The 24,078-nt window shown below is 43.4% G+C and carries 27 protein-coding genes and 2 pseudogenes; 1 reads left to right on the top strand and 28 read right to left on the bottom strand.

The features are described from left to right. Positions 1–59 precede the first annotated feature (59 nt). From AXI59_RS12735 to metG, 15 genes are all read right to left on the bottom strand, one after another. Positions 60–668, bottom strand: coding sequence for a 50S ribosomal protein L25/general stress protein Ctc (locus AXI59_RS12735; protein ID WP_061528428.1), 609 nt, complete (start codon positions 666–668; stop codon positions 60–62). A gap of 84 nt (positions 669–752) precedes the next feature. Then, positions 753–1,706, bottom strand: a complete 954-nt coding sequence (locus tag AXI59_RS12730) for a ribose-phosphate diphosphokinase (RefSeq protein WP_061521556.1) — start codon at positions 1,704–1,706, stop codon at positions 753–755. A 21-nt stretch (positions 1,707–1,727) separates the two neighbouring features. Then, positions 1,728–3,098 (bottom strand): bifunctional UDP-N-acetylglucosamine diphosphorylase/glucosamine-1-phosphate N-acetyltransferase GlmU, encoded by a 1,371-nt coding sequence (gene glmU / locus AXI59_RS12725; protein ID WP_061521555.1) that lies wholly within the window; start codon positions 3,096–3,098, stop codon positions 1,728–1,730. 191 nt (positions 3,099–3,289) lie between these two features. Continuing rightward, positions 3,290–3,583: a septation regulator SpoVG gene (spoVG, locus tag AXI59_RS12720; protein WP_004264660.1), complete on the bottom strand. Its 294-nt coding sequence runs from the start codon at positions 3,581–3,583 to the stop codon at positions 3,290–3,292. 196 nt (positions 3,584–3,779) lie between these two features. Further along, on the bottom strand, positions 3,780–4,157 hold the full coding sequence (gene ridA, locus AXI59_RS12715; RefSeq protein ID WP_061521554.1) for a 2-iminobutanoate/2-iminopropanoate deaminase: 378 nt from the start codon (positions 4,155–4,157) through the stop codon (positions 3,780–3,782). Continuing rightward, positions 4,154–5,011 (bottom strand): pur operon repressor, encoded by an 858-nt coding sequence (gene purR / locus AXI59_RS12710; protein WP_061521553.1) that lies wholly within the window; start codon positions 5,009–5,011, stop codon positions 4,154–4,156. Before purR ends, ridA begins: the two co-directional genes overlap by 4 nt. A gap of 55 nt (positions 5,012–5,066) precedes the next feature. Continuing rightward, positions 5,067–5,936, bottom strand: a complete 870-nt coding sequence (ispE, locus tag AXI59_RS12705; RefSeq protein ID WP_061521552.1) for a 4-(cytidine 5'-diphospho)-2-C-methyl-D-erythritol kinase — start codon at positions 5,934–5,936, stop codon at positions 5,067–5,069. Positions 5,937–6,082: 146 nt separating this feature from the next. Next, complete coding sequence (locus AXI59_RS12700) at positions 6,083–6,271, bottom strand: small, acid-soluble spore protein, alpha/beta type (RefSeq protein ID WP_011996172.1); 189 nt, start codon at positions 6,269–6,271, stop codon at positions 6,083–6,085. A 163-nt stretch (positions 6,272–6,434) separates the two neighbouring features. Further along, positions 6,435–6,695 (bottom strand): biofilm formation stimulator Veg, encoded by a 261-nt coding sequence (gene veg, locus AXI59_RS12695; protein WP_003218330.1) that lies wholly within the window; start codon positions 6,693–6,695, stop codon positions 6,435–6,437. Positions 6,696–6,908: 213 nt separating this feature from the next. Then, positions 6,909–7,781 (bottom strand): sporulation peptidase YabG, encoded by an 873-nt coding sequence (yabG, locus tag AXI59_RS12690; RefSeq protein WP_061521551.1) that lies wholly within the window; start codon positions 7,779–7,781, stop codon positions 6,909–6,911. Between the two features lie 173 nt (positions 7,782–7,954). Then, positions 7,955–8,836, bottom strand: coding sequence for a 16S rRNA (adenine(1518)-N(6)/adenine(1519)-N(6))-dimethyltransferase RsmA (gene rsmA, locus AXI59_RS12685; protein ID WP_061521550.1), 882 nt, complete (start codon positions 8,834–8,836; stop codon positions 7,955–7,957). Further along, positions 8,826–9,389, bottom strand: coding sequence for a ribonuclease M5 (rnmV, locus tag AXI59_RS12680; protein WP_061521549.1), 564 nt, complete (start codon positions 9,387–9,389; stop codon positions 8,826–8,828). The genes rsmA and rnmV overlap by 11 nt, the downstream gene beginning before the upstream one ends. A gap of 135 nt (positions 9,390–9,524) precedes the next feature. Then, positions 9,525–10,850, bottom strand: coding sequence for a G5 and 3D domain-containing protein (locus AXI59_RS12675; RefSeq protein ID WP_231878426.1), 1,326 nt, complete (start codon positions 10,848–10,850; stop codon positions 9,525–9,527). Between the two features lie 134 nt (positions 10,851–10,984). Beyond that, positions 10,985–11,752: a TatD family hydrolase gene (locus tag AXI59_RS12670; protein WP_061528427.1), complete on the bottom strand. Its 768-nt coding sequence runs from the start codon at positions 11,750–11,752 to the stop codon at positions 10,985–10,987. 76 nt (positions 11,753–11,828) lie between these two features. Then, on the bottom strand, positions 11,829–13,820 hold the full coding sequence (gene metG / locus AXI59_RS12665) for a methionine--tRNA ligase (protein ID WP_061528426.1): 1,992 nt from the start codon (positions 13,818–13,820) through the stop codon (positions 11,829–11,831). Positions 13,821–14,313: 493 nt separating this feature from the next. Between metG and abrB the strand changes: the two genes are divergently transcribed. Then, positions 14,314–14,604, top strand: a complete 291-nt coding sequence (abrB, locus tag AXI59_RS12660; protein WP_169510469.1) for a transition state genes transcriptional regulator AbrB — start codon at positions 14,314–14,316, stop codon at positions 14,602–14,604. Between the two features lie 51 nt (positions 14,605–14,655). Here the strand turns inward: abrB and rsmI are convergent, their stop codons facing one another. From rsmI to AXI59_RS12595, 13 genes and pseudogenes are all read right to left on the bottom strand, one after another. Beyond that, the gene (gene rsmI / locus AXI59_RS12655; protein WP_061528425.1) at positions 14,656–15,534 is read right to left on the bottom strand and encodes a 16S rRNA (cytidine(1402)-2'-O)-methyltransferase; all 879 of its coding nucleotides are present in this window, start codon (positions 15,532–15,534) and stop codon (positions 14,656–14,658) included. Then, positions 15,509–15,809, bottom strand: a pseudogene (locus AXI59_RS12650) (GIY-YIG nuclease family protein). The gene rsmI and the pseudogene AXI59_RS12650 overlap by 26 nt, the downstream one beginning before the upstream one ends. Next, on the bottom strand, positions 15,796–16,539 hold the full coding sequence (locus AXI59_RS12645) for a tRNA1(Val) (adenine(37)-N6)-methyltransferase (protein WP_061528424.1): 744 nt from the start codon (positions 16,537–16,539) through the stop codon (positions 15,796–15,798). Before AXI59_RS12645 ends, AXI59_RS12650 begins: the two are co-directional and overlap by 14 nt. 60 nt (positions 16,540–16,599) lie before the next feature. Beyond that, on the bottom strand, positions 16,600–16,959 hold the full coding sequence (gene yabA / locus AXI59_RS12640; protein ID WP_061521543.1) for a replication initiation-control protein YabA: 360 nt from the start codon (positions 16,957–16,959) through the stop codon (positions 16,600–16,602). Between the two features lie 14 nt (positions 16,960–16,973). After that, positions 16,974–17,801: a competence/sporulation regulator complex protein RicT gene (gene ricT, locus AXI59_RS12635; protein ID WP_061521542.1), complete on the bottom strand. Its 828-nt coding sequence runs from the start codon at positions 17,799–17,801 to the stop codon at positions 16,974–16,976. Positions 17,802–17,803: 2 nt separating this feature from the next. Continuing rightward, on the bottom strand, positions 17,804–18,793 hold the full coding sequence (gene holB / locus AXI59_RS12630; RefSeq protein WP_061521541.1) for a DNA polymerase III subunit delta': 990 nt from the start codon (positions 18,791–18,793) through the stop codon (positions 17,804–17,806). An 11-nt stretch (positions 18,794–18,804) separates the two neighbouring features. Then, on the bottom strand, positions 18,805–19,245 hold the full coding sequence (locus AXI59_RS12625; RefSeq protein ID WP_061528423.1) for a YaaR family protein: 441 nt from the start codon (positions 19,243–19,245) through the stop codon (positions 18,805–18,807). 12 nt (positions 19,246–19,257) lie between these two features. Beyond that, on the bottom strand, positions 19,258–19,587 hold the full coding sequence (darA, locus tag AXI59_RS12620) for a cyclic di-AMP receptor DarA (protein ID WP_061521539.1): 330 nt from the start codon (positions 19,585–19,587) through the stop codon (positions 19,258–19,260). A gap of 72 nt (positions 19,588–19,659) precedes the next feature. Further along, positions 19,660–20,298, bottom strand: coding sequence for a dTMP kinase (tmk, locus tag AXI59_RS12615; RefSeq protein WP_061521538.1), 639 nt, complete (start codon positions 20,296–20,298; stop codon positions 19,660–19,662). Then, the gene (locus AXI59_RS12610; protein ID WP_061528422.1) at positions 20,295–21,728 is read right to left on the bottom strand and encodes an aminotransferase class I/II-fold pyridoxal phosphate-dependent enzyme; all 1,434 of its coding nucleotides are present in this window, start codon (positions 21,726–21,728) and stop codon (positions 20,295–20,297) included. The genes tmk and AXI59_RS12610 overlap by 4 nt, the downstream gene beginning before the upstream one ends. 76 nt (positions 21,729–21,804) lie before the next feature. Then, positions 21,805–22,921 (bottom strand): annotated as a pseudogene (locus AXI59_RS12605) (toxic anion resistance protein). Between the two features lie 15 nt (positions 22,922–22,936). After that, entirely contained in the window at positions 22,937–23,551 is a 615-nt protein-coding gene (locus AXI59_RS12600; protein ID WP_061528421.1) for a 5-bromo-4-chloroindolyl phosphate hydrolysis family protein, read from the bottom strand. Positions 23,552–23,699: 148 nt separating this feature from the next. Beyond that, complete coding sequence (locus tag AXI59_RS12595; RefSeq protein WP_061521534.1) at positions 23,700–23,894, bottom strand: sigma factor G inhibitor Gin; 195 nt, start codon at positions 23,892–23,894, stop codon at positions 23,700–23,702. Positions 23,895–24,078: the final 184 nt, after the last annotated feature.

Below are 24,078 nucleotides of genomic sequence, written 5' to 3'. Positions count from 1 at the left end.
TAATTCTTCTCATTCTAGCACAAAAGACGTAACCGCGGGCGGGTTACGTCTTAAAGCACTTATTGATTTTCTCCTTCGGATTCGTCCTTAGGCGCTGGTTCTGCATCCTCTTCGAATGCTTCTTGCTTAGGAGGAAGGATGGACGCCACGACCTCTTCCGGCTCGTTTATAAACGTATAGGCGCCGTCAGCGGTTAGGTCCGCAATCGTCAAAACGTCATTCATCTCAAGTCCTGAAATATCAACATTGATTGTCTGAGGGATGTCTTTCGGCCTAGCCTTAATCGAAAGTTCATGCAGCGGCTGCTGGATGATGCCTCCGTCCTTGACTCCTTTTGCCTCTCCCGTCAGCTGAATCGGCACTTCAGCCTCAAGCTCTTCACTCATATTTACGACTTGAAAATCGGCGTGCGTCAACTCGTTTTTGAGCGGGTCTGTCTGAAGCTCAGTCAGCATGACTGATTGCTGATTTCCATTGACATCAATTGTGATAATCGCGTTTTTCCCTTCGTCCCGCAATGTTTTACGCAATTGGACACTGTCTAAGGAGACAGGTGTGTTCGTTGTTTCTTTACCGTATATAATCCCCGGAACATGTCCTGAATGACGGATTTTCCGAAGCGTCGAACGTTTAAAATCTGTTCTTTCGTTTGCTTTTAAAGTTGCCATATTCAGCACCATCCTAATTATCGTTTTATCGTCCTATTAGAACAATACCCACAATATCCAGGATTTAAACCTTAAAAGATCGGTTTAGCTGAATAAATAGCTGACAGATTGCTTCTCGTGAACGCGGATGATGGCTTCTGCCAACAGCGGTCCGACAGAAAGCTGCTTGAAGCGCTCGATTTTTTTCTCGTCAGGAAGCTTAATGCTGTTCGTCACGACAAGCTCCTTGATTTTAGAGTTGTTGATCCGTTCAACGGCAGGGCCTGACAATACAGGATGCGTACAGCAAGCATAAACTTCCGCAGCTCCGTTTTCAACCAATGCGTTTGCGGCAAGTGTAATTGTGCCGGCTGTATCAATGATGTCATCAATCAGAATCGCTGTTTTTCCTTCTACGTTACCAACGATATTCATCACTTCAACCTCATTCGGTCTAGGACGGCGTTTATCGATAATCGCGATCGGCGCTTTCAGACGGTCCGCAAGCTTACGGGCGCGCGTCACACCGCCGTGGTCAGGAGAAACAATGACGATATCTTTAAGGTCTTTGCCTTCAAAGTAATGGCCTAAAATCGGAACACCCATTAAGTGGTCAATCGGAATATCAAAGAATCCTTGAATTTGCGGCGCATGCAAATCAAGCGCAATCACACGTGTCGCACCCGCTGTTTCAAGCAGGTTTGCAAAAAGTTTTGCCGTGATCGGTTCACGTGATCTTGCTTTTCTGTCCTGACGTGCATAGCCGTAGTATGGAATGACAATATTAATCGTTTTAGCAGAAGCGCGTTTCAAAGCGTCAACCATGATTAACAGTTCCATAATGTGCTCGTTGACCGGCGCACTTGTAGACTGAATGATATAGCAATCACAGCCGCGAATGCTTTCTTCTATGTTGATTTGGACCTCTCCGTCACTAAATCTTGTAACAGAGCACTTTCCTAATTGAACCCCTACATTATCCGCGATTTCTTTTGCAAGCTCTGGATTTGAATTCAAAGAAAAAATCTTTAAATTCTTATCTCCGTATTGGTTAGACATGGTAAACCTCCGATTTTAGGATTAATTTTTATGAATATTTTTCACATAATCTTCTTTGTTGACTTGTCTCGCTCTGGCGATAGCAAGCGCTTCGCCCGGCACATCTTCTGTTACGGTTGAGCCCGCAGCGACGTACGCACCTTCTCCTACAGTAACAGGAGCAACCAAATTGGAGTTGCAGCCTATAAAAGCGCCGTCTTCAATTTTCGTTAAATATTTCTTCTTCCCATCATAATTGACTGTGATGGAGCCGCAGCCGAGATTCACATCCGCGCCTACTTCAGCATCACCGACGTAGCTTAAATGGGATGCCTTGCTTCGATCGCCGAATTGTGTTTTCTTGATTTCCACAAAGTTTCCGATCTTCACTTCATTTCCGATTGCCGAATCTGGTCTGATGTGAGCAAAAGGACCGATATTGACATCATTCCCAACTTTGCTTCGATTGACAACGGACTGTTTAATCAACGTGCGGCTGCCGATTGAGCTGTCCTCTATCTCAGTATGAGGGCCGATGACACATTCTTCACCGATTTCAACTTGTCCCTTCAAAACAGTTCCGGGATATATAACTGTATCTTGTCCGATGATGGCTTCAGCCGAAATGTAAGTATTCATCGGATCAATTAAAGTGACTCCGTTCTGCATATGCCGTTTGTTGATCCGCTCTTTCATATACATCTCAGCTTGAGAAAGAGCGACTCTATCATTCACTCCGAGCGTCTCTTGGAAGTTACCAGTCTGGTAAGCGGCAACAGTTTCGCCTTCATCTTTCAGGATTTCGATGACATCAGGCAGATAATACTCGCCTTGGGCATTTTCATTCGAAACCTGCTCTATGACACGAAAAAGAGCCTCGTTATCAAAACAGTACGTTCCCGTGTTGATTTCTTTCACAAGACGTTCTTGTTCCGAAGCATCCTTATGCTCCACGATTTTTTGAACGGCGCCGTTTTTATTGCGAATGATTCTGCCGTATCCGGCCGGATCATCGGCAACTGCTGTTAAGACCGTGGCTTTTGCACCTTTTTTTGTATGTTCCTTCAGCATGGCTTCCATTGTCTCCGCCGTCAGAAGAGGAGTATCACCGCAAATGACGATCGTGACGCCTTTTTCACCATGAAGAAATGATTTTGCCTGCTTTACAGCATGAGCCGTACCGAGCTGTTCTGCTTGAAGGGCATAATCGCTTTTATGTCCGAGCTGCTTTTTCACATCTTCGGCGCCGTGTCCTACAATGGTGACAAGCTTCGCTAAAGATAATTTCAGAGCTTCGTCAGCGACGTGCTCTACCATAGGCTTTCCGCATACCGGATGAAGGACTTTGTAAAGTTTCGATTTCATTCTCGTTCCTTGTCCGGCAGCTAAAATGACTGCAAACCGCTTATCCATTTAATGGCCTCCAATATCCCTTTTATCCATAGAAAAATATATCCTAAATAGCTGTTGATTTCAAGGAGGCATCAAAAAGTGCAAGAATTTTCTATGTAATCGCTTTATGTTTGAAAAATCAGATATAAAAAAGGACTGCCGGAAAAGGCCATTTTTCAGCCTTTGTCAGCAGTCCTTGCATTTTGTTATTTTTAAGAAGCTCCAGCTTCTTCATATTCTAATGCTTCAGAGTCACCCAAACGATGATACTCATTTAAAACAGCATCCTGGATCTTGCCCCGCGTGCTGGAATTAATAGGATGAGCAATATCGCGGAATTCTCCATCAGGGGTGCGTTTACTCGGCATCGCAACGAAAAGACCATTGTTTCCATCAATCACACGAATATCATGTACAACAAATTCGTGATCCAGCGTGATGGATGCAATCGCTCTCATGCGACCATCGGTATTCACGCGGCGTAATCTTACGTCAGTAACTTCCACAGTAGTTCACCACCTTTTCCCTATATAAAAGCATTAGTCTAACAATTCCACGATTCTTTTTAAAATCCTGCATGTTTCGAAAATTTTTTTGAAAATATAGGATATACATACACAAATAGGTGATAAAATATTTTTGGAAATCATATACTGCATAAAAAAAGTGATTCCGGGACCCGGAACCACTTTCTGACGATCATTATTTCACTAACGCGATGACTTCGATTTCAACGAGAGCGTCTTTCGGCAGTCTTGCAACTTCCACACAAGACCTTGCCGGCTTATGTACATCAAAATATTGTCCGTACACTTCATTCACTTCCGCAAACTGCTCCATATCAGCAATAAACACCGTTGCTTTTACAACCGTCTCAAGAGAAGCGCCTGCTTCTTTCAAAACAGCCTTTAAATTGCTGAACACTTGATGCGTTTGCTCTTGGATATCACCGTTTACCATTTCTCCCTCTGCAGTAAGAGGAATCTGGCCTGAGCTGTAAAACATATTATTTACGATCATTCCTTGTGAATATGGCCCGATTGCCGCCGGCGCGTATTTCGTGTGGATTGCTTTTGTCATTTTTCTGTCTCCCCATTCTTTAAATGCTGTTCTTTAAAAAATCGCAGAAAATTGCCGTTTTGAATCTCAATTGATTTGTCTTTCATGTTAATGGTTGAAAGAGTGAGCAGTGACATGTATTCGTCGACAAGCCGTTCGTCCACTCCCTCAGCTTCAACCAAGACGCCTATACCCGCCACGTTCGCATTAAATTCATCGAGCAGGTTAATCATGCCGTTAATCGTGCCGCCGGCTTTCATAAAATCATCGATGATTAATACGTTTGAACCCGTTTTCAAACTTCTTTTCGCCAGTGACATCGTCTGAATGCGGTTAGACGACCCTGACACATAATTAATGCTCACTGTAGAGCCTTCCGTCACTTTATTATCTTTTCGCACGATCACTACGGGTACGTTAAGATAACTGGCCGCTGCGTAAGCAAGAGGGATTCCTTTTGTCGCAACGGTCATCACCACATCAATATCCCGGTCCGCAAATACGGAAGCAAAAAGCTTGCCTACATTCGACAGGACAGAAGGTTTGCCTAAGATATCCGTTAAATATACATAACCGCCCGGAAGGATACGCTCAGGATTCACTAATGACTGTCCAAGCTCCTGTATAAACTCTTCTGCTTCAGCCTGCTTAACTTTCGGGATGTATTTGACGCCTCCGGCAGCTCCCGGCACTGTAAGCAACGTCCCAATGCCTTGCTGTTCAAAGGTTTGTTTAATAATCGTTAAATCTTCACTGATTGATGACTTTGCTGATTGATACCGTTCTGAGAAAAACGTCAACGGTATTAATTCATGCGGATGGGTTAACAAATAATTTGTTAAGTCCACCAATCTGCCGCTGCGACGAAACTTCATGAACTTACCCCCAAAATCCGAATAATTTAAAAATAATATAACTTAATATACGGATTTAATCAAGAGCATTCTGTTCGCCGATCATCCTCACTGCGTAAACCTGATCACAGAAACCTCTTAACCCGTTATAAATCCGCTGCACTTTTGATTCGTATTGTACCAATCCGAAAACAGTCGGTCCGCTGCCGCTCATTAACACTGCATCAGCGCCGAAGCGTTTCATTTGATTTTTAATCATGGCGACCTCGGGATGCAGGTTGAGCGTAACTGACTCCAATACGTTTCCTAACTGGCTGCATACCTTTTGGAAGCTTTTTTCTTCAATTGCATCGATCATGGCCTGCACGTCGGGATGACGAACCTGTTGTAAGTTTAATCGCCGATAGACTTCAGCTGTCGATACACCGATCGTGGGCTTTGCCAAGACGACCCAGCAATGAGGCGGAGCGCTGATATGTTTAATCTTTTCTCCGCGTCCGGTTGCAAGGGCTGTGCCTCCGTATACGCAAAAGGATACGTCCGAACCGATTTCAGCTCCCAGCTCCGCAAGCTCTTCAACAGAAAGCTTCAAATCCCAAAGCTTGTTCAGTCCTCTGAGCGCGGCCGCCGCATCGCTGCTTCCGCCGGCCAGTCCTGCCGCTACCGGAATCACCTTCGTGATCATAATGGAAACGCCCTTTTTGACTTTGTACCTGTCTTTAAGCAGTTTGGCTGCCTGATAAGCCAGATTTCTTTGATCATCGGGAACAAAGCGGTTGTGTGATGCAACCCTAATTGTGTTTTCAGGCAGCTCTGTCAGTTCAATCCGATCTGCCAAATCAATTGTCGTCATGATCATTTCCACTTCATGATAACCATCCGGGCGTTTGTTCGTAACATCGAGGGACAGATTGATTTTGGCCGGCGCTTTTTCTAAAATACGCATAGCTTTCACCTACTTCTCCATCTAAACATAAGTATGAACATTGTATCACATTTGGAGACCAGGAGGTACTTATCAGAAAATGACGCAATTCCCTGACAGCCATATATAAAAAAACCGGGGAACGGATTGTCCCCCGGGCCACTGCATTATCGGTTATTTTGGTTCTGAGCCGCCATCTGCTGTTCGGCAATTTCGATTGCGCGCTTTACCATATTACCGGCATCACGTGCCCGAATGCCTCCCCATCCTTCATTTTTTACTGTATCGTAAAAACCAAGATCCTTAGCCAGCTCATATTTGAACTCATCTGACATAACTCCACGACGTCTGCCCAAACGAAACAACCCCTTTATAGAAATTGGTTACCATTCGTGCACGCCACGATAAAACATGTGACATCTATAGCTTCCGTTTTAATCGGCTGAAACTTTCGAGGGAATAATTAGAAGAGCTGATCGAAGGCAAAACAAAAAGCAGTAAACAAAGGTTCACTGCCCATTAAAATGCTACTGAGCTTGCTGCATCATCATTGAATGTTAATTCAACAGTCTCAGTCAGAATATCAGCATAACTGTATGAAACTCTTTCAAACGAGTTCTCGTCTTGATCTAGTTGTATCACAAAAACAGAAGGGTACGTCTCAGCTAAAATGCCCGAACGCTCAATCGTTTTTCGGCGGCCGCCGTTTGCTTTTAACGTAAGCCGTTTACCTAAATTCCCATCAAGCGATCTTTTTATGTCGGACAACGTCTTCGCCATTGCATCCACCTCACTACATTTATTGTACAACAAGAGCCCAATTTTGTCAAACAAAATTTAAATTATATCAACGTTAATAAGCTATTGTCAACAAAATTATTTTGACAAAATTCTATTGATTCCTACGTTATTTTTCACAAGTTCCGGTAATTTATGTATCATTATGTAAAATAATTAACCCGCATAGCGAAACATATGCGGGTTTTTCTCTTGTTAATTTGATTTATACGGCATACCGACTCTCAGCACGCCCTTCGTTTCAATCCCTCCCATCCCTTTTTCTCTTGTGAGTGTATTTCTCAGGACATCCCACACATTGATCCGTTCCATAAACGGAGTAAAGCTGATTTTTGCGACAATGTACACCGGATCAAGCGCGTGGATATTCACGCGCGACGGCGAGCTTGCAAAATTTGCGCCCGCTCTGATCAAAGACTCGAAATGGGATTGGCAGGCGCCCGCAAAAATCACCAGGTGATCCAAATGAGGCACCTTTTGTCTCGCTTTATGAACGGTTTCGACAAAGTGCTTTGAGTGTCTGTACGCACTTAAATCGTTAATCCCGCCCTTATGCTTAGAATAAGCGTCGTGGCCCGTAATGACTAAAATGTCAGGTCGGTATTTGTCGAGCAATTCATCAATCGATGCCGACATTTTTTTCTCATGGCAATGAATCCCGTAGACCGGGACCCCGATCTTTTTATACACATTCAGGCACTTTTTCAAATAAGCTTCATCGCCATCCAGATGCAATACCTTGCCCGGCATATGAAAGTAGTGCTCCTGATGCTGATATTGATTCGTCACGTAATACTCCTGTTTTTCCCGAAGCAGCTTATAATCCTGGCGGAGCAGCTCGAGAGATTCATTCATCCTGCTTTCATCTTTCTGTTTTCTCATCACCTGTTCGTCTTTTCTCACAGGCTCCAAATCAGAAAAATCAGCATCCGCAATCAATCTGACTTCGTCACCATGCAGGATAGCAATTGAATTTCCTTTGCTTGTTTGCTCTATGCCAATAATGCGAAATAAAACATCCATTTGATAGGATTTTCTGGCTACCATATCCCCTATTTGAAATTGCACGTTACCCACTCCACAAATAGACTAAGCCTCATCATGAAAGAAAGCCTTATAAAAAGCACCTCTTTCCGCTGCGGCGCTTGAAGCTTCAAGCTTTTCTTGCAGTTGAATGAATAAGGTTCTTCTCTAGCCTATGTGGCGGCAGTCCAAGTGGTGACGCAAAACAAAAAGCCCTCTTAGAAAAGGGCTTTATACAATCCGTTGGACAGCGCTGCGAACTCTTCAATAGACAAGGCTTCGCCGCGGCGTTTTCCGTCAATATTTGTTTGTTGAAGGACTTCTTCAATTTGTGATTTCTTCTCTTTTCCGCCGGGAAGATTGTTCACAAGGTTGTTCAGCAGTGTTTTACGGCGCTGGGCAAAGCTTGCTTTAATCAGCTGAAAGAAAAACGCTTCATTCTCGACATCAACGGCCGGGCCGTCACGAAGCAGTAGCCGGATGACCGCGGAATCGACATTAGGCTGAGGCACAAACACCGTTTTCGGCACCGTCATGACGGTTTTAGCCTCCGTATAAAACTGAACCGCGATTGAAAGCGAACCGTATTCCTTTGAAGACGGATCAGCGGCCATACGTTCAGCCACCTCTTTTTGAAGCATCACGACAATCCCTTTCAAAGGAAGATGTTCCTCTAAGAGCTTCATAATGATCGGTGTGGTCACATAGTACGGAAGATTCGCCGTCACCATGATTTCATCACAGTCTTGGAATTGCTCTTCAATGACGGACTTGACATCCGCCTTCAGAACGTCTTGATGGATGATCGTTACATTATCATACGGAGACAACGTATCATTAAGAATGGGCAGCAGACGCTGATCTATTTCAAAAGCGACGACCTTTTTCGCCCGTTTGGCGAGCTGCTCTGTCAGCGCGCCGATACCAGGGCCTATTTCAATGACTCCGGTCCGATCAGTAATTTCGGCATGATCCACGATTCTGTCCAATATATTTGTATCAATTAAGAAATTCTGTCCCAGGCTCTTTTTAAAAGAGAATCCGTACTTTTTCAGAATTTCCTTCGTTCTGATGGGTGTCGCTATATCTTTATTGTTCATTCTGTTCCTCCTGCATCATAGCATCGAGCGCATCTATAAAATCATTTCTCTTAATTTGAAACATTTGCAGCCGCTTTTGAAGCTGCTTGCCGTTTGTATAGCCGATTTTCAGCATGTCGCCCAAACGTTCGCGGCGTTTTTTTGCCGCCGCGCCGCCGATAAGCCCGGCCTGTATTAAATCTTCGGCAGAAATCTCACTCGGCTTTGCCTCCATCTCTTCGTGCACGTTTTCCAGACACGCTCTGATGCTCTCAATAGATGCATGTTCAACGCCAATCCCTCGCTTGTTTTTAGGCTTGGCAAGATGTTTGGGCAAAAATGCGTGTTTACAGCCGGGCACCGCTTCAGAGATCGTTTTGCGGATTTTTTCACCCGGAAAATCCGGGTCCGTCAAAATAATGACCCCTCTCGTTTCCTGCGCTAACCGAATCTGCTTGATGACTTGGTCTCCGATTGCTGATCCGTTCGTCTCGATCGTGTCCGCATCAACGGCAAGTTTAATGCGCGCAGTGTCATCACGTCCCTCGACTACGATGATTTCTTTAATTTTCATTACTTCCTCCAAAGAAAACTTTTTATATCCAAAACGAAACTTTCCCTTATGTTTGTCGTCTAATTTACTGAAAATACACTTTACCTATTATAACGAAAAAAACAGAGGGCGCAAAACCCTCTGAATGAATCGGAATCAATTTAAAATTTTAATGGTGACTTGTTTCTTTCCCCAACGGTAAGCTGAAGACTTTTCCGGGAAAAAGACATCAATCCGTTTTCCTTTAATGGCCGAACCTGTATCAGCGGCCACTGCATCCCCGTATCCGTCTACGTGGACTCTAGTGCCGAGCGGAATCACGCTTGGATCTACCGCGATGACTTTGGCATTCGGATTGCTCGTCAGGTTAACGCCTGTAGCCGTTTGGCCGGAACAGCCGCTGCAGCTTGCGGTATAAGCAGTGGAAGACACAGTAAGCACTTTACCGGATGATTCATTTCGGCTTGAATCCGCCCTGCTTGGCGCACTGAGCTGTTCAATTCTGGGACTGTTCGGTTTTGTGCCGACAGCAATGATTTGATCTTTGCTTTTTTCAGATGTTTCTTCTTTGACAAGCTTTCTCGATACTTCTTTTCCATTTTCTTTTACAACATGAAAATGTTTTTTGAGCTTGCCTTCTTTTCCTTTTTGAACGATCTTTTCTTTCCCTCTCTCGAGAGACGCGTCTTCTTTTTCTTTCACATGATACGCTATTGTTTCCTCAACTACATCGGTGACTTTTTTGATACGAGTAATCTGTATGCCAGCTCTATCTTTCGTCAATTTTTGATCTAATGCCGGCTTTACTTTATCTTCGTCTTTCATGTCCATCTTATGCTGTGTTAAAAAGTCAGCGACCGTAGTCGAAGTCGTCCATATTTTCTTTTTCTTTCCCGCATCGTTTACAGTGACCTGAAAAGCCGGATCTATCGTGACTTTCATGCCGTTTTTGACTTTTGTATCTGATACTGGATCTATTCTATCGTGCTGATTCACAGGTGTATGCTGTTCGTCTAGAAATGCGCCGACTGTTTTTGCCGTTGACCATAAAGTCTTTTCTTCTCCGCCTCTTGTAAGCCGGATCTGTTTTGCAGCTTCATACACGACATTCATGTTGTCTGTCAGTTTCGTTTGCTTAGACGGGGCGACCTGATCTTCATCTCTTGTCTGTATATCCAAAGTTTCCAGAAGTTCCCCGACGGTCTTTGCATGTGTGCGTATATGTTTTTTCTTGCCGTTAATTGAAATTGAGACTGATTGTTTTGAGAGCTCATGAGCTCCGTATGCAGTCCCGGTTCCTGCCAACAGCAGAAAAGCAGCAATGAGAATGACCTTACTTTTGCCAAGCTTTACGGAAAACAGTTTTTTCATTTTTTGTGTGATGAAAAACGCCTCCTTCTCCTCGGAGAGATTATATAGAGTATCGAAAATGCTGTCAACCCTCCCATCTTGAAGATCAAAAACCTTCAGCGTATTCCTCATTATGCAAAAACACAGCAAAAAAAGGAAGAGAGACATATCGACAACCTATCCTATGAGAAGAAGGAAGCTTGTAGAACTGTTTTACATATCCTCTGAATCGGACAAGCCTTTACAGCTTACGACAGCACATTCTGTCAGTTCATGCGGAAAAGTCTTTTTGCATTTTCCGTGGTAATGGACGCAATCTCTTCATACGTCATCCCTTTTAATTCCGCGAGCTGTTCTGCGACATATTTCACATAGCTCGGCTCATTTCTTTTGCCTCGGAAAGGATGCGGCGTTAAGAAAGGACAATCTGTTTCAATCAGCAAACGATCATTCGGAATTTCCTTTGCCACCTCTTTCGGCTTCTTCGCATTTTTAAAGGTAACCGGGCCGCCGAATGAAATATAGAAATTCATATCCATGCATTGCTGTGCAACTTCTGTGCTTCCCGTAAAGCAGTGCATAATTCCGCCTACTTGTTCAGCGCCCTCCTCCTTCAGAATTGTTACGACATCCTCAGTCGCATCGCGGTTATGGATGATGATAGGAAGATCCACTTCCTTCGCAAGGGCAATTTGCTTTCTGAACACTTCTTTTTGAATATCCTTCGGTGATTTATCCCAGTGATAATCGAGTCCCATTTCTCCGATTGCCACCACTTTTTCATGAGAGGACAGTTCCTTTATCCAAGCCAAATCTTCATCTGTCATATCAATAGCATCTACAGGGTGCCAGCCGACAGCGGCATAAATAAAATCATATTCCTCAATCAGTTCCATTGCCCGGGTGATTGTCGGTCTGTCGAATCCGACTACTACTATCCGTTCAACCTGTTCAGACTTTGCACGTTCGATTACCTCTTCTAGATCCGTGTCGAATTGCTCGGCGTTTAAATGTGCATGAGTATCAAATAGCATCAAAAAAACTCCTTTCTTGTTGAAAAACAAAAGGTGTTCGACGGAATGTTACACGTGAAACACCTTTTGTACCTGTTTATTTAATTCTAGTGCCTTTCGGTAATGACTGGTCAACCGATACGACTTTGAGAACACCGTCCGATTCTCCAGCAAGTATCATTCCTTGAGAAAGCTCGCCTCTCAGTTTTACCGGTTTTAAATTGGTTACACAAATGATCTTCATTCCGACAAGCTGTTCCGGTGTATAATGCTTTGCGATTCCTGATACAACCTGGCGCTTTTCAAAACCGAGATCAATTTCCAATTTCAGCAACCGATCTGCTTTTTTCACCGGTTCTGCGGACAAGACTTCTGCCACTCGAAGTTCTGTATCCATAAATTGATCAATTGTTATTTCAGGAAGGCGGTCAACTTCCTGCAGCTCTTCTGACTTTTCTTCTTTCGCAGGAGCGGTCCCTTGCATTTTTTGTTTGATGTAAGCCACTTCTTCCTCTGCTTCAAGACGAGGGAATAACGGCTCACCTTTTTGCACTTTCGTATTCTTTAATTGGCCAAATGCTGTAATGCTCTCCCATGCTTTAAGAGACTGATCTTCTATACCGAGCTGGGCAAACATTTTTTCCGGCGTTTTTGTCAAGAAAGGCTGAAGCAGCACTGCCGAAATACGCAATGACTCAGCTAAGTGGTACATCACAGATTGCAATTCTTTTTCTTTTTCCGGATCCTTTGCAAGGACCCACGGCGCTGTTTCATCAATGTATTTATTTGTACGGCTGATCAACTGCCATAATGTTGACAATGCTACTGAAAACTCCATGTTTTCCATTGCATTTTCATAAGATTTCACTGTTTCTTCTGCTACTGAAGAAAGCTCCCGGTCGAAATCGGTGACGTTTCCTTCATAAGATCCGATCTGACCGTCAAAATATTTATTAATCATTGCGACTGTACGATTTAAGAGGTTTCCTAAGTCATTTGCCAAGTCATAATTGATACGCTCTACGAAGCCTTCTGGTGTAAAGACGCCGTCTGAACCGAACGGCACTTCGCGAAGAAGGTAATAACGCAGTGCATCTAAGCCGTATCGTTCAATTAACGTCACAGGATCAACGACATTACCTTTTGATTTCGACATTTTACCGTCTTTCATCAGCAGCCAGCCGTGCGCGAATACTTGCTTAGGCAGCGGCAGATCCAATGCCATCAGCATAATCGGCCAATAAATTGTATGGAAGCGGACAATTTCCTTACCCACAAGATGAACGTCAGCCGGCCAGTATTTTTTGTACAGCTCATCATTTTCCGTATCGTATCCGAGCGCTGTAATATAGTTGAACAGCGCGTCAATCCATACATACACGACATGCTTTGGATTCCCCGGAACTTTTACGCCCCAGTCAAACGTTGTTCTGGAAACGGCTAAATCCTCAAGGCCCGGCTTAATGAAGTTGTTAATCATTTCATTTTTACGTGATTCAGGCTGGATAAAGGAAGGATTCTCCTCATAAAACTTCAGCAGGCGATCTGCATATTTTCCCATACGGAAGAAATATGATTCCTCTTTGATTAATTCTACAGGGTGGCCGCTGTCCGGGCTTTTGCCTCCGATGACTTCGCCCTTATCATTCCGTTCCACATCCACAAGCTGTGTTTCTGTATAAAACGTTTCATCCGGAATGCTGTACCAGCCCTCATATTCATCCAAGTAAATATCGCCATTATCAAGAAGCTGTTGAAACACTTTCTCAATAATCACTTTATGCCGGCTTTCTGTTGTCCGGATAAAATCATCGTGAGAAATGTCGAGCTGCTTCCATAGTTTTTGAATCTCAGCAACCGCACGGTCTACATATGCCTGAGGAGTGATGTTCTCCTCCTCTGCTTTCTGCTGAATTTTTTGCCCGTGTTCATCCGTTCCGGTTAAATAGCGCACATCGAAGCCCTTCAAACGCTTGTACCGCGCCATTGCATCGCCGGCCACAGTGGTATACGCATGTCCGATATGTAATTTTCCGCTTGGATAATAAATCGGAGTCGTAATATAAAAAGTATTATTTTCTTGCGGCATGTTGCAACCTCCCAATCAGAATGTCGAAAAGCTCACGCCCAAAGGACGAGAGCGGCAATAAGTGCAAATCATATTGAATGAGTTATTTTATTTTTATTCTTAATCTATGATACCATCTTAGCCTTTAAGATCAAGGATATATACGTGCGGGGCTTAAAAGAATAAATAAAATTAAAAATTTAAATTGAAATTAAAAAAAGTCTTAACATGTCGAATTTTGTCGTATATAATCTACTAATATAAAACACCTTGGTTCGAAAGTCTTGATTTAAAAGGATTTTCAGTAGGATAATAGGTTGGTTAAAGCAGTTAAAAAGCCCGTTATTTCAGGATTTCCAAGGCTTTACTTACTATAAGAACTAATTCTTACAAACAATAGCAAACAAAATGATTGACGATTATTGGAAACCTTGTTATGCTAGGAATGTAAGGAATTTGTCGAATAATGACGAAGAAAATTATAATTTACAAATAATTATCTCTCGGGAGGAGACTGTTAATGAAATCTACTGGTATCGTACGTAAAGTTGATGAACTTGGACGCGTAGTTATTCCTATCGAACTTCGCCGTACACTTGGCATCGCAGAAAAAGACGCTCTTGAAATTTATGTTGATGATGAAAAAATCATCCTTAAAAAATATAAACCAAACATGACTTGCCAAGTAACTGGTGAAGTTTCTGATGATAACCTTAAACTTGCCGGCGGTAAGCTTGTGCTTAGCAAAGAAGGCGCTGAGCAAATCATCTCTGAAATTCAAAACCAGCTTCAAAACCAAAAATAAGCTCTTTCTTACAAAAACCGTTCTTGTTACGACACAAGAACGGTTTTTTCGTTATTTAATGTGATATGCATCATAGATCTCCCGCTTCGGCACGTTCCGATCAACTGCTGTTTGTTTAATGGCCTCTTTAGAAGAAGCTCCTTCATTCATGTAATGTTCCACATGTTCCTTTTCAGAAAGATCCTCCCACCACGGCTTATCTTCCTCATCCGGTTCAACCGCTTGATTGCCTTCGACAACGAGACAGAATTCACCGCGAATTTGATCTTCATTCGCCCATTCGATGACCTCTGCGATCGTCCCCCTTATAAATTCCTCGTATTTTTTCGTTAATTCCCTTGTTACGGCGATTTCTCTGTTCCCCAGAACGGCATGCATCGCAGTTAATGTTTCTTTCAATCTATGCGGCGCTTCATAAAAAATCATTGTTTCCTGCCGTTTTTTAAGGATTTCGAGCTCTTTCTTCTTTTCTTTCTTCTGTCTGTTTAAGAACCCGTAAAAGAAAAAAGGCTGCGGCACGATGCCGGACGCCGTCAGCGCAGTTAACGCTGCATTGGCTCCCGGAAGCGGAACAACATATCCGCCGATCCGGGTAAAATCTCTTACGATCTCAGCCCCCGGGTCAGATATCGTAGGCATTCCCGCATCGCTGACAAGCGCGACGTTCTTACCGGATTTCAGCCATTCCATGATTTTATGGCCGCTGCTTTCTTTATTATGTTCATGATAACTGACGAGAGATGTCTCTATCTCATAGACATGGCACAGTTTTTTCGTCTGCCTCGTATCTTCGGCAGCAATGACATCGGCCGATTTCAGAGTGTCCACCGCACGAAATGTCATGTCTTCCAAGTTTCCTATCGGTGTAGGAACAAGGTAAAGAATCCCCATATCAGACTTTCCGTTAAAGCTCATTTGGCGTCGTAACATATACAGCCTCCTTGCTGCTTTTGTTTTTCTTCTATATATTGTTCTTTTTTCTTTCGGGTCAGTCTCTTAAAGCGATACTCCGCCTGCATCGCTTCCCGTTTTGTTTCAAATGATTCCGCATGGAATAATGTTACCGGCCTTCTTGCTCTCGTGTACTTTGCGCCCTTCCCGTCGTTGTGCGTTTTCAGGCGTTTTTGCAAGTCATTTGTATAACCGGCATAAAGGCTGTTGTCATTGCACAGCAGCACATAAAAGAAATGACTATTTGTCTCCATACAAAATCGTGCGGATCTCTTTCGTATATTCATTATTTTCATCATACACAAACAGCGGAGGAAGGATTTTCAGATCGGGACGGCCGCCCTTAATGCCCTCTACCAAAATGGTATTCGCTTCTTTCCCTTGTTTCGGATAAATAAACTGGACCCGCTTCGGTTCAATTTGATAAGCTTTCATCAATTCGAAAATTTCCAATAACCTTCCAGGCCGATGGACAAGAGCCGCTTTTCCGCCCTGCTTCAACAGCTTGCTGCTGACAGAAATCACATCTTCGAGCGTGCAATGAATTTCATGCCTTGCGATTCTAAGGTGTTCGTTTAAGTTTTGCTCAGCCTGCTTCGGTGTTTTAAAATAAGGCGGATTGCAAGTGACTACATCATATTTATTATGCCCGAGTCTTTCGGGCATATTTTTCAGATCATCATGAATGAGGCTGATCTGATTTTCCAGCCCGTTGTATTCCACGCTTCGGAGCGCCATATCATACAGTCGCTCCTGAATTTCAACCCCGATGATATCTGCCTTTGATCTCGTACTGAGCAAAAGAGGCACAATTCCGTTCCCTGTACATAGATCAACCATTTTTCCTTTTTGTATCGGAACGTATGCAAATTTCGATAACAGCACGGCATCTAATGAAAAAGCAAATACGGTCGGGCTTTGCACAATTTTCATATCTTCAGCTAATAAATAATCCAATCTCTCATCATCACGTAATGAAATCATAATCTTATCCTTTCGGCACTCTCTGAAAAAGGCTTCCGTTATCAGCGGAAGCCTTTTTCCTTATTTTTTATTTAAGAATGACAGACAAAAAAGACAATCTCCCTTGCGGACGCTTCCATAGTGGACGTTGCAAATATGAAAGCCTTCTTGATACAGCCGGGCCAAGTTATCGTACCCTTCTCCTATATCCGATTGCTCTGTCTTCTGTGTTTTTGATTCTTTCTGATCGGCTTTGAATTTCTCTATTTGCTCTGTCGTGTCATCAAGCCGTTTGCGCAAATGTTTGTTCTCAAGCTGCAAATGGTGATTCTCTTCAATCATTTCGCCGATATGCTGCTTCAAATCACCCAGCTGACGGTACAGCGAACCGATTTGTTCCTCAAGGTTAATGACTGTATCAAATAACTCTTTTTTATCCAAGGTTCCACACCTCGTTAATCTGTGGTTTGTGCGGATACGACGCCCTCTTCCAAGAGCTCTTCCCAAGTATATTCTATCACTTTTTCACGGTTCTTCAGTTCCACCTGAAGCACCCGTTCCAGAATATTAAGACCGACAACCTTTGCAGGGCCGTTTGCCGTCGTAATCGTTTCGCCTAAATCCGGCAGCTGTTCTTTTGCTGTCTCATACTCATCATTCTCGTATTTTAAACAGCACATCAGACGTCCGCAGAGACCGGAAATTTTCGTAGGGTTCAGTGATAAGTTTTGATCCTTTGCCATTTTGATGGATACCGGCTCAAAATCACCGAGGAACGTAGAGCAGCAAAGCATTCTCCCGCACGGACCGATGCCGCCGAGCATTTTCGCCTCGTCTCTTACCCCGATTTGGCGCAATTCTATTCTTGTTTTAAAGATAGAAGCCAAGTCTTTTACAAGTTCTCTGAAATCGACCCGACCGTCGGCTGTGAAGTAAAAAATCACTTTATTGCGGTCAAATGTAAACTCTACATCAACCAATTTCATATCTAAGCCGTGTTCGGCCACTTTCTTCTGGCAGACTTCAAAAGCGGATAACGCCTCTTGTTTGTTTTCTTCTACAATGAGAAGATCGCGTTCATCTGCGACGCGTATGACTTTCCGAAGCGGGAGCACGACATCATGCTCGTCCACTTGTTTATTTGCAATGACAACCTGCCCGTACTCGACACCTCGGACGGTTTCGACAATGACGCAGCTGTCTTGTTCTATATCAAATCCGTTCGGATCAAAATAATAAATTTTCCCCGCTTTTTTAAAGCGGACGCCAATTACGTTGTACAAGCTTATCCCTCCTGCAACGTTAACACCAAGTGCTCCATTAATCCCTGCACATTCACATTTGAATGAAGCCGTTTTTTTGCTTCTAAAACAGCGAGAATTTGGTTCGTAACGCTTTGTTGTGTAGATTGCAGCGCATGCTGTTTTATTGATTGGAATAAGTCTTGATAAATCAGTTTATCTTCATTTCCAATTTGGATGGATAGTACATCACGGTATATCAATAAGAGCATATCAAGACCCATTTCTTGATGGGTTTTTTCTTTGAAAAAGGGCACCCACTGATCCTGAATGAAGAAAAAGGCATGTCCTTTCCGCTGATGTAAGACTTCATACAATTTTATCACTTTCGCTCTTGACTCTGCAAACTCATCATTTCGACTTAATTCGACTGCTTCCGCTATATTATTCGTCATATTTGCTAAAAGTCTCGCCATATGAGGGGTTACTTCCTGCTGAACGAGTCTTTCTTCTATCGCTTTCGGCTGCAGCGGCTGAAACGAAAGAACCTGGCATCTCGAAATGATCGTATCCAGCATTCTGTGCAGCTGCTCGGTGATAAGAATTGCGATGGTATCTTGATTCGGCTCCTCTAAAAATTTCAACAGGCTGTTGGCTGCGTTTGTTGTCATTTGATCCGCATGGGATACAATGTACAGTTTTTTGTGCGATTCCAGTCCTGTTTTAGAGAATTCCTCCTGCAGCGATTGGATTTGGGCCTTTTTGATGGATAACCCGTCGGGCTGAACCAGATGCAGGTCAGGGTGGTTTCCGGAATCGATACGCTTACAGTTCCGGCACTCCCCGCAAGGCTCAGTCCCGTCTTCAAGGCAAAAAAAGCTTTTCGCGAGAAGCAATGCGGCATCCAGTTTGCCCGTTCCTTTTTTTCCTTCAAACAGATACGCATGAGAAAGCCTTTTCTTTTCAATGCTATTGTGCAAAAGCCTCATCACTCTTGGCTGCTGCTCGGTCATTTCTTTCCATGATATTGCCATTGTATCACTCTCTATGTGTAAAGGTTAATCAATAAACCTTTTATTTCTCCAATTCGATCCAGCAAATCAATTGCCGGTTTTTCCTGATCTAACATCTCTTCAGTCAGCTGAAGCAGTTTTTCATCAATTTCTTTCACAAGCCCCAGCGTTCTGCTGTTTCCGTAAAGGTCAAAGCTTTTCTCCGTTTCGTGGGATAAACCGCTGTCAACGGCCTCTTTTACAAAGCGTTTTACCAACCCTTTAAATTTCGCTAAGTCTTTGAAGTTCCTCGACTTCGTCAGTCTTTTACCGAATGTTTCTATATCCGTTAAGAACCTGCTCAGCTGGTCAAATTTCAGCTTGCTGTTTTGGCTGTCCATTGAGCTTTTGAACGTTCCGGACAGCTCTGCAGATTTGAAGGCAGGCTGCTGCTTTTTTTCTATAAAGGTACGTAAGTCAGAATTTATTTTCACAGCTTCATATCCTTAAAATTGATGAAATTCATCGACCGGAAGGACAAATACCGTCGCTCCGCCGACTTCCACTTCGACAGGATAAGGGACGTAGGAATCTGCATTCCCGCCCATCGGGGAAACCGGTGCAATCATCTGGTCGCGTTTACAGCCATTTTCTTTAATGAGGCTAAGCGCTTTATTGACCCGGATATCTTCTACCCCAATCATAAACGTTGTGTTGCCTGATTTAAGAAAGCCGCCTGTCGTCGCAAGCTTCGTCACCCTGAAGTTGTGGTCGGTTAATACTTTCAAAAGCCTGTTGCTGTCCTGATCCTGTACCACTGCCACTATTAATTTCATCTTAAAGGCCCCCTTTAGGTTGGAAACAACATTGTGTAGTTACATTTATTATATCAACTTATGAGAATCAGGTCACAACTGAATTTTTTTCAGTGCTTCATTTATCACATTCAGTACGTCCTGTATGACGCGGTCCTTTGTCTGGGAAGCATCTATTGAATGAAATCTTTCCGGAAAACGCTCCATCACCTTTTGGTATCCTTCTCTTACTTGAGTGTGAAACTGTAAAGCTTCGAGGTCGAGACGATTCTTTTCCCGTGACTGATTTGCCTTAATCCGTTTCAGCCCTTCCTCCGGCTCAATGGAAAAATAGATGGTGATGTCCGGCATGGTATCTCCGATTGCAAATTGATTGATGGAAAGAACCTCATCAATCCCAAGCCCTCTCGCATAGCCTTGATAAGCCAGCGAGCTGTCTATGAAGCGATCACACAGAACAATACGGCCTTCTTCCAAAGCGGGCTGTACTTTTTCGACTAAATGCTGTCTTCTGGCAGCCGCGTAAAGCAATGCCTCCGTCTTAGAATCCATTAACGTATTGTTTTTATTTAAAATAACTTCCCGAATCTGTTCGGCAATTTCAATGCCGCCAGGTTCTCTTGTCGACGTTACGGGAAGCCCCTCTGTTGATAGGATTTCTTTTATTTCCTGAAGCACTGTCGTTTTTCCCGCTCCTTCAGGTCCTTCGAATGTAATAAATAAGCCGCTCATGATTTCTCCTCTTCTATATAAACAAGTAATTGTTTCTCCTTTAACCGGCCTTGAATATGCGCATTCATACCGATTAAACGAGATAGCTTCTGTATGCTTTCTTCTGTTATTCTTTCTCCGTCCATGACAAGGGGAATCCCCGGCGGGTACGGAATGATATCCGCTGCATGTAAGCGTCCGGCCGCCTTATCCATATCAACGAACTCTTTTTTGAATCGGCTGATCTCGCTTTTTGGATAATCGAGTGTAGTGATGGATGGAAATGTCCACTTTACAGCTTCCGGCCGTTTATCAGGCGGTGTATTCTCCAGCATTTGATGTATGATTCTTACGGTTTCCGGTTCTATCTTTCGCCGGCCGCCTAATGGCAATACGAGCAAAACCTGATATTCGTCCGCCAGTTCAACAAACACCCCTGAGCTTTCCAATATCCTTTGTAACGAATAGCCTGAATGTCCGAGCTTTGAGCGGAGCGTCAGTTTTAACGGGTCCTGCCGCAGCCCATTTCCTGATGGATTGATCACTTCAATATAAGGAATTGAAGCAAACGTTTGTTTAATTTGGTCAATGTGCTGCATATGAGCAGGCAGTGTCCCGTTTTCAGCGATATCCTGCACATAAGCGCGTGCCGTATCTAAAGACGCCATAATCGGATATGAGGGGCTGCTGCTTTGTAAACTGCTTAAATAATATACCAGCCTGTCTCTGTCAATGCGGCTGCTGTTCAAATGAAAGTAAGACCCCATCGTCATGGCCGGAAGGGTTTTATGAGCGGAATGAACGACGGCATCCGCTCCCATTGCCAATGACGAGGGCGGAAACGGTTCACCTAACACTAAGTGAGCGCCATGCGCCTCATCAACAAGAACAGGAACTCCATATGAATGAGCTGCTTTGATCGCTGCCGTCAGATCGGCAGAATGCCCATAATAAGTAGGATTTGTAAGGACAAGCCCTTTCGCATTCGGGTAGTCCGCTAACGCTTTTTCAATTACTGAAAGAGGCACATGAGCCGGCACGTGCATGCCCTCATCAACCTCCGGCGCTATATATACCGGCTTAGCTCCGCCCATTGCCACCGCATGAAATACGGACTTATGACAATTTCGCTGGATCAGGATAGGCTCTCCCGGCTCACAAACCGCTAAAATCATTGCTAAATTGCCGGCTGTCGTCCCATTGACGAGAAAGAAACTTTCCCTTGAGCCATAAAGCCGGCTCACCAAATCCTGCGCTTCTTTTATGACTCCCGTCGGATGGTGGAGATCATCAAGCCCCGTGATCTCAGTCATATCTATCGATAAAAGAGATTGATAAACAGATTTAGCTTCATCAAAAAAGACATCTCCATTGTGATGTCCCGGAACATGAAAAGAATGCGTATTTCTGTGCGCATGCTCAATCAGCGCTGTATATAAAGGTGTGTCCATTTTAAACAAATCCTTTGACTATCATACTTATTATATCGTGCCTGTGATACAACTTAAAGCTAAGACTTTTTGCCAGCTAGCTGTTTTCCCGGCCGGATTTCATATTCAGCAATTTTTCCTTTAAATCGCCTTCCATTACCGCCAGCTCTTCCTCAGCCCGCCTGCGCTTAATTCTTCCTTCTTCCTGAATGGATATTGTTTCTTCCAGTGTACTGATTAAGCTTTCTTGCACCCTTTTGAGTGTGTCTACCTCAACGAGACCGCGTTCATTGGCTTTTGCTGTTTCAATCGTATTGGTCTTGAGAAGCTCGGCGTTTTTCAGCAGCAATTCATTCGTAGTGTCTGAGACCTTCTTCTGTGCGTCTGCCGCACTGCGCTGCTTCAAAAGCGTTAATGCGATGGCGACTTGGTTTTTCCATAGCGGAATCGCCGTTACGATCGAGGACTGGATTTTCTCTGCCAGCGCTTGATTTGTGTTTTGAATCAAACGGATTTGCGGCGCGCTCTGAATCGTAATCTGCCTGCTCAGAAGCAGATCATGAATTCTCTTATCTAACCGCTCAGTAAATTGAATAAGATCATTTACTTCCTGTACAGCCATTTGATTGTGTTCACTTGATTCAGCTTTTCTTGATAATTCGGGAATCACCTTTGTTTTTAGCTCTTCTAATTTCAATTCTCCCGCAGCTATATACATATTTAATGCGGAAAAGTATTCTTTATTTTGTTCATACAGCTGCTCTAACAGCTTATTATCACTCATCAGCGTGTTTTTTAGAGTGCTCCAGTTTTTTGCTGATTCGGTCAATCTGCACACTGGTCTTTTGGTATTTCGAAAGCACTTCCTGCACAGAGCTTGATACCCTTCCGAACATACGGGCGAGAAACCCTTGCTTCTTCTCTTGCAGGTCGTCAGGGTTTACTTGATCAAGCTTTTGCATCAGATCGCTTAATATGTGGCCAATCTCTCCGATATCTTTTCTTTGCACATGCTCTATCATAGTGTGAGAAAAATTCAGGAGATTGGATTGTGCTTGTGAACCAAATAAAACGATGCTTTGCATATTCTTGGGGTCTAATTTTTCTGCCAGCTGAAGTGCTGCTTCTCTGTTTTCCTCACGCATTGTATCTGCAAGCCTTATATTCGTCTGATCATTCTCACCGTTGTGTTCATCCGAACGGTCTTTGCCCATTTTCTTCCCCCTTTCTTATTTTCTCAGCGAATGCTTTGCCATATCTAATTCAAAGTGTAATTCATCTATGTCTTCTTTCATGATTTCATGAAGATCCTCTTCCAGCCGTTTGGTCAGCTCTGCAAGGGTGATTCTCGTTTCGCTCAAGGACATGGACAAATCTTTATTTTTCCGCGGCTGTGATGATAGCAGGCCGTATTTTTCTGTTAATTCAACCACATAATCAAGCGTCTGATAATAGAAACGTTCCGCCTGATAAAAACGCTTCGGTTCCTGTTTGGTGAGTATATATATTCGCCTGACAATCCTCAGTATTTCCGCATTTTGCTTCAGCATTTGAATACTCTTAGACCGAAATAGCGCTTTACGCAAACGGATGATTTTATCTTTTGCTTCTTCAAGATTTTCCTTGATGTAGGCATATTCTTTTCTTGTCAGCTGATGTTTTCTTAAAAAGAGACGCTTTGTATTCCACAGGCCGCCTGCACATACGATTGCCCCGCCAGCTGTTCCGTATAAGAACGAATATAGAAAAGGCTGATGCCATATAAAAAAGCTTGAAGTCCCGACGATAACAAACGCGGCGCTGCCGCCCAGGGTCCATTTCATAAATTGAATAAATGGTTTCATGCATGATCGACTCCTATTTATTCACTTCTATCAGTATTATCTATTACATTCCATTTCTAAACAAGTTCATCTTCTTATCGTATCAGTTCCTTTATAAAAAGTGAAAGAAACCCTTTAAATTTATGCAAAAAAAAGACCCTTTTCAGGGTTAGGAATATAATGTCGGTGTATGAAGGCTTTTCAGTTTTCTGACGTAAAATTCATAGTCAGGGTCAGAGGTTGAAGTGGAAACTACTTTTTTCTCACACTCTAAACATATAAACTTCGTATAAATATGGATACCTCTGCTTTTTTTGGTTTCACACACAATACATGTTTCTCCATGGCTGGACGTCTCATTCATCATGCCCACCTCCGTATGAATAGCCTTCCCCTAAGCCAATGATTGTATACACAATTTAGACCTTTTTGAAGTTTGCAATTAGTATATGGGGTCTGCGGCATTTCGGTGTTTGTATTGTTTTTTGATCGCAAAATAAAAACCCAGCTCATGATGAGCTGGGTTAAAGATTGCTTGGCGGCGTCCT

Origin of the sequence: Bacillus nakamurai, assembly GCF_001584325.1 — a bacterium.
Taxonomy (GTDB): domain Bacteria; phylum Bacillota; class Bacilli; order Bacillales; family Bacillaceae; genus Bacillus; species Bacillus nakamurai.
Note: the sequence above shows the minus strand (reverse complement) of the source record. Positions and strands in the feature narration are given on the sequence as shown.

Excerpts from the sequence above, each read along its gene's own strand:
- AXI59_RS12735 (WP_061528428.1), bottom strand. The coding sequence starts at position 668 with ATGGCAACTTTAAAAGCAAACGAAAGAACAGATTTTAAACGTTCGACG.
- AXI59_RS12730 (WP_061521556.1), bottom strand. The coding sequence starts at position 1,706 with ATGTCTAACCAATACGGAGATAAGAATTTAAAGATTTTTTCTTTGAAT.
- glmU (WP_061521555.1), bottom strand. The coding sequence starts at position 3,098 with ATGGATAAGCGGTTTGCAGTCATTTTAGCTGCCGGACAAGGAACGAGA.
- ridA (WP_061521554.1), bottom strand. The coding sequence starts at position 4,157 with ATGACAAAAGCAATCCACACGAAATACGCGCCGGCGGCAATCGGGCCA.
- purR (WP_061521553.1), bottom strand. The coding sequence starts at position 5,011 with ATGAAGTTTCGTCGCAGCGGCAGATTGGTGGACTTAACAAATTATTTG.
- ispE (WP_061521552.1), bottom strand. The coding sequence starts at position 5,936 with ATGCGTATTTTAGAAAAAGCGCCGGCCAAAATCAATCTGTCCCTCGAT.
- veg (WP_003218330.1), bottom strand. The coding sequence starts at position 6,695 with ATGGCGAAGACGTTGTCCGACATAAAAAGATCGCTTGATGGGAATTTA.
- rsmA (WP_061521550.1), bottom strand. The coding sequence starts at position 8,836 with ATGAACAATAAAGATATAGCGACACCCATCAGAACGAAGGAAATTCTG.
- rnmV (WP_061521549.1), bottom strand. The coding sequence starts at position 9,389 with ATGAAAATTAAAGAAATCATCGTAGTCGAGGGACGTGATGACACTGCG.
- AXI59_RS12675 (WP_231878426.1), bottom strand. The coding sequence starts at position 10,850 with ATGAGGAATACGCTGAAGGTTTTTGATCTTCAAGATGGGAGGGTTGAC.
- AXI59_RS12670 (WP_061528427.1), bottom strand. The coding sequence starts at position 11,752 with ATGCTATTTGATACTCATGCACATTTAAACGCCGAGCAATTCGACACG.
- metG (WP_061528426.1), bottom strand. The coding sequence starts at position 13,820 with ATGCCGCAAGAAAATAATACTTTTTATATTACGACTCCGATTTATTAT.
- rsmI (WP_061528425.1), bottom strand. The coding sequence starts at position 15,534 with ATGTTACGACGCCAAATGAGCTTTAACGGAAAGTCTGATATGGGGATT.
- AXI59_RS12645 (WP_061528424.1), bottom strand. The coding sequence starts at position 16,539 with ATGATTTCATTACGTGATGATGAGAGATTGGATTATTTATTAGCTGAA.
- holB (WP_061521541.1), bottom strand. The coding sequence starts at position 18,793 with ATGGCAATATCATGGAAAGAAATGACCGAGCAGCAGCCAAGAGTGATG.
- darA (WP_061521539.1), bottom strand. The coding sequence starts at position 19,587 with ATGAAATTAATAGTGGCAGTGGTACAGGATCAGGACAGCAACAGGCTT.
- tmk (WP_061521538.1), bottom strand. The coding sequence starts at position 20,298 with ATGAGCGGCTTATTTATTACATTCGAAGGACCTGAAGGAGCGGGAAAA.
- AXI59_RS12610 (WP_061528422.1), bottom strand. The coding sequence starts at position 21,728 with ATGGACACACCTTTATATACAGCGCTGATTGAGCATGCGCACAGAAAT.
- AXI59_RS12600 (WP_061528421.1), bottom strand. The coding sequence starts at position 23,551 with ATGAAACCATTTATTCAATTTATGAAATGGACCCTGGGCGGCAGCGCC.
- AXI59_RS12595 (WP_061521534.1), bottom strand. The coding sequence starts at position 23,894 with ATGAATGAGACGTCCAGCCATGGAGAAACATGTATTGTGTGTGAAACC.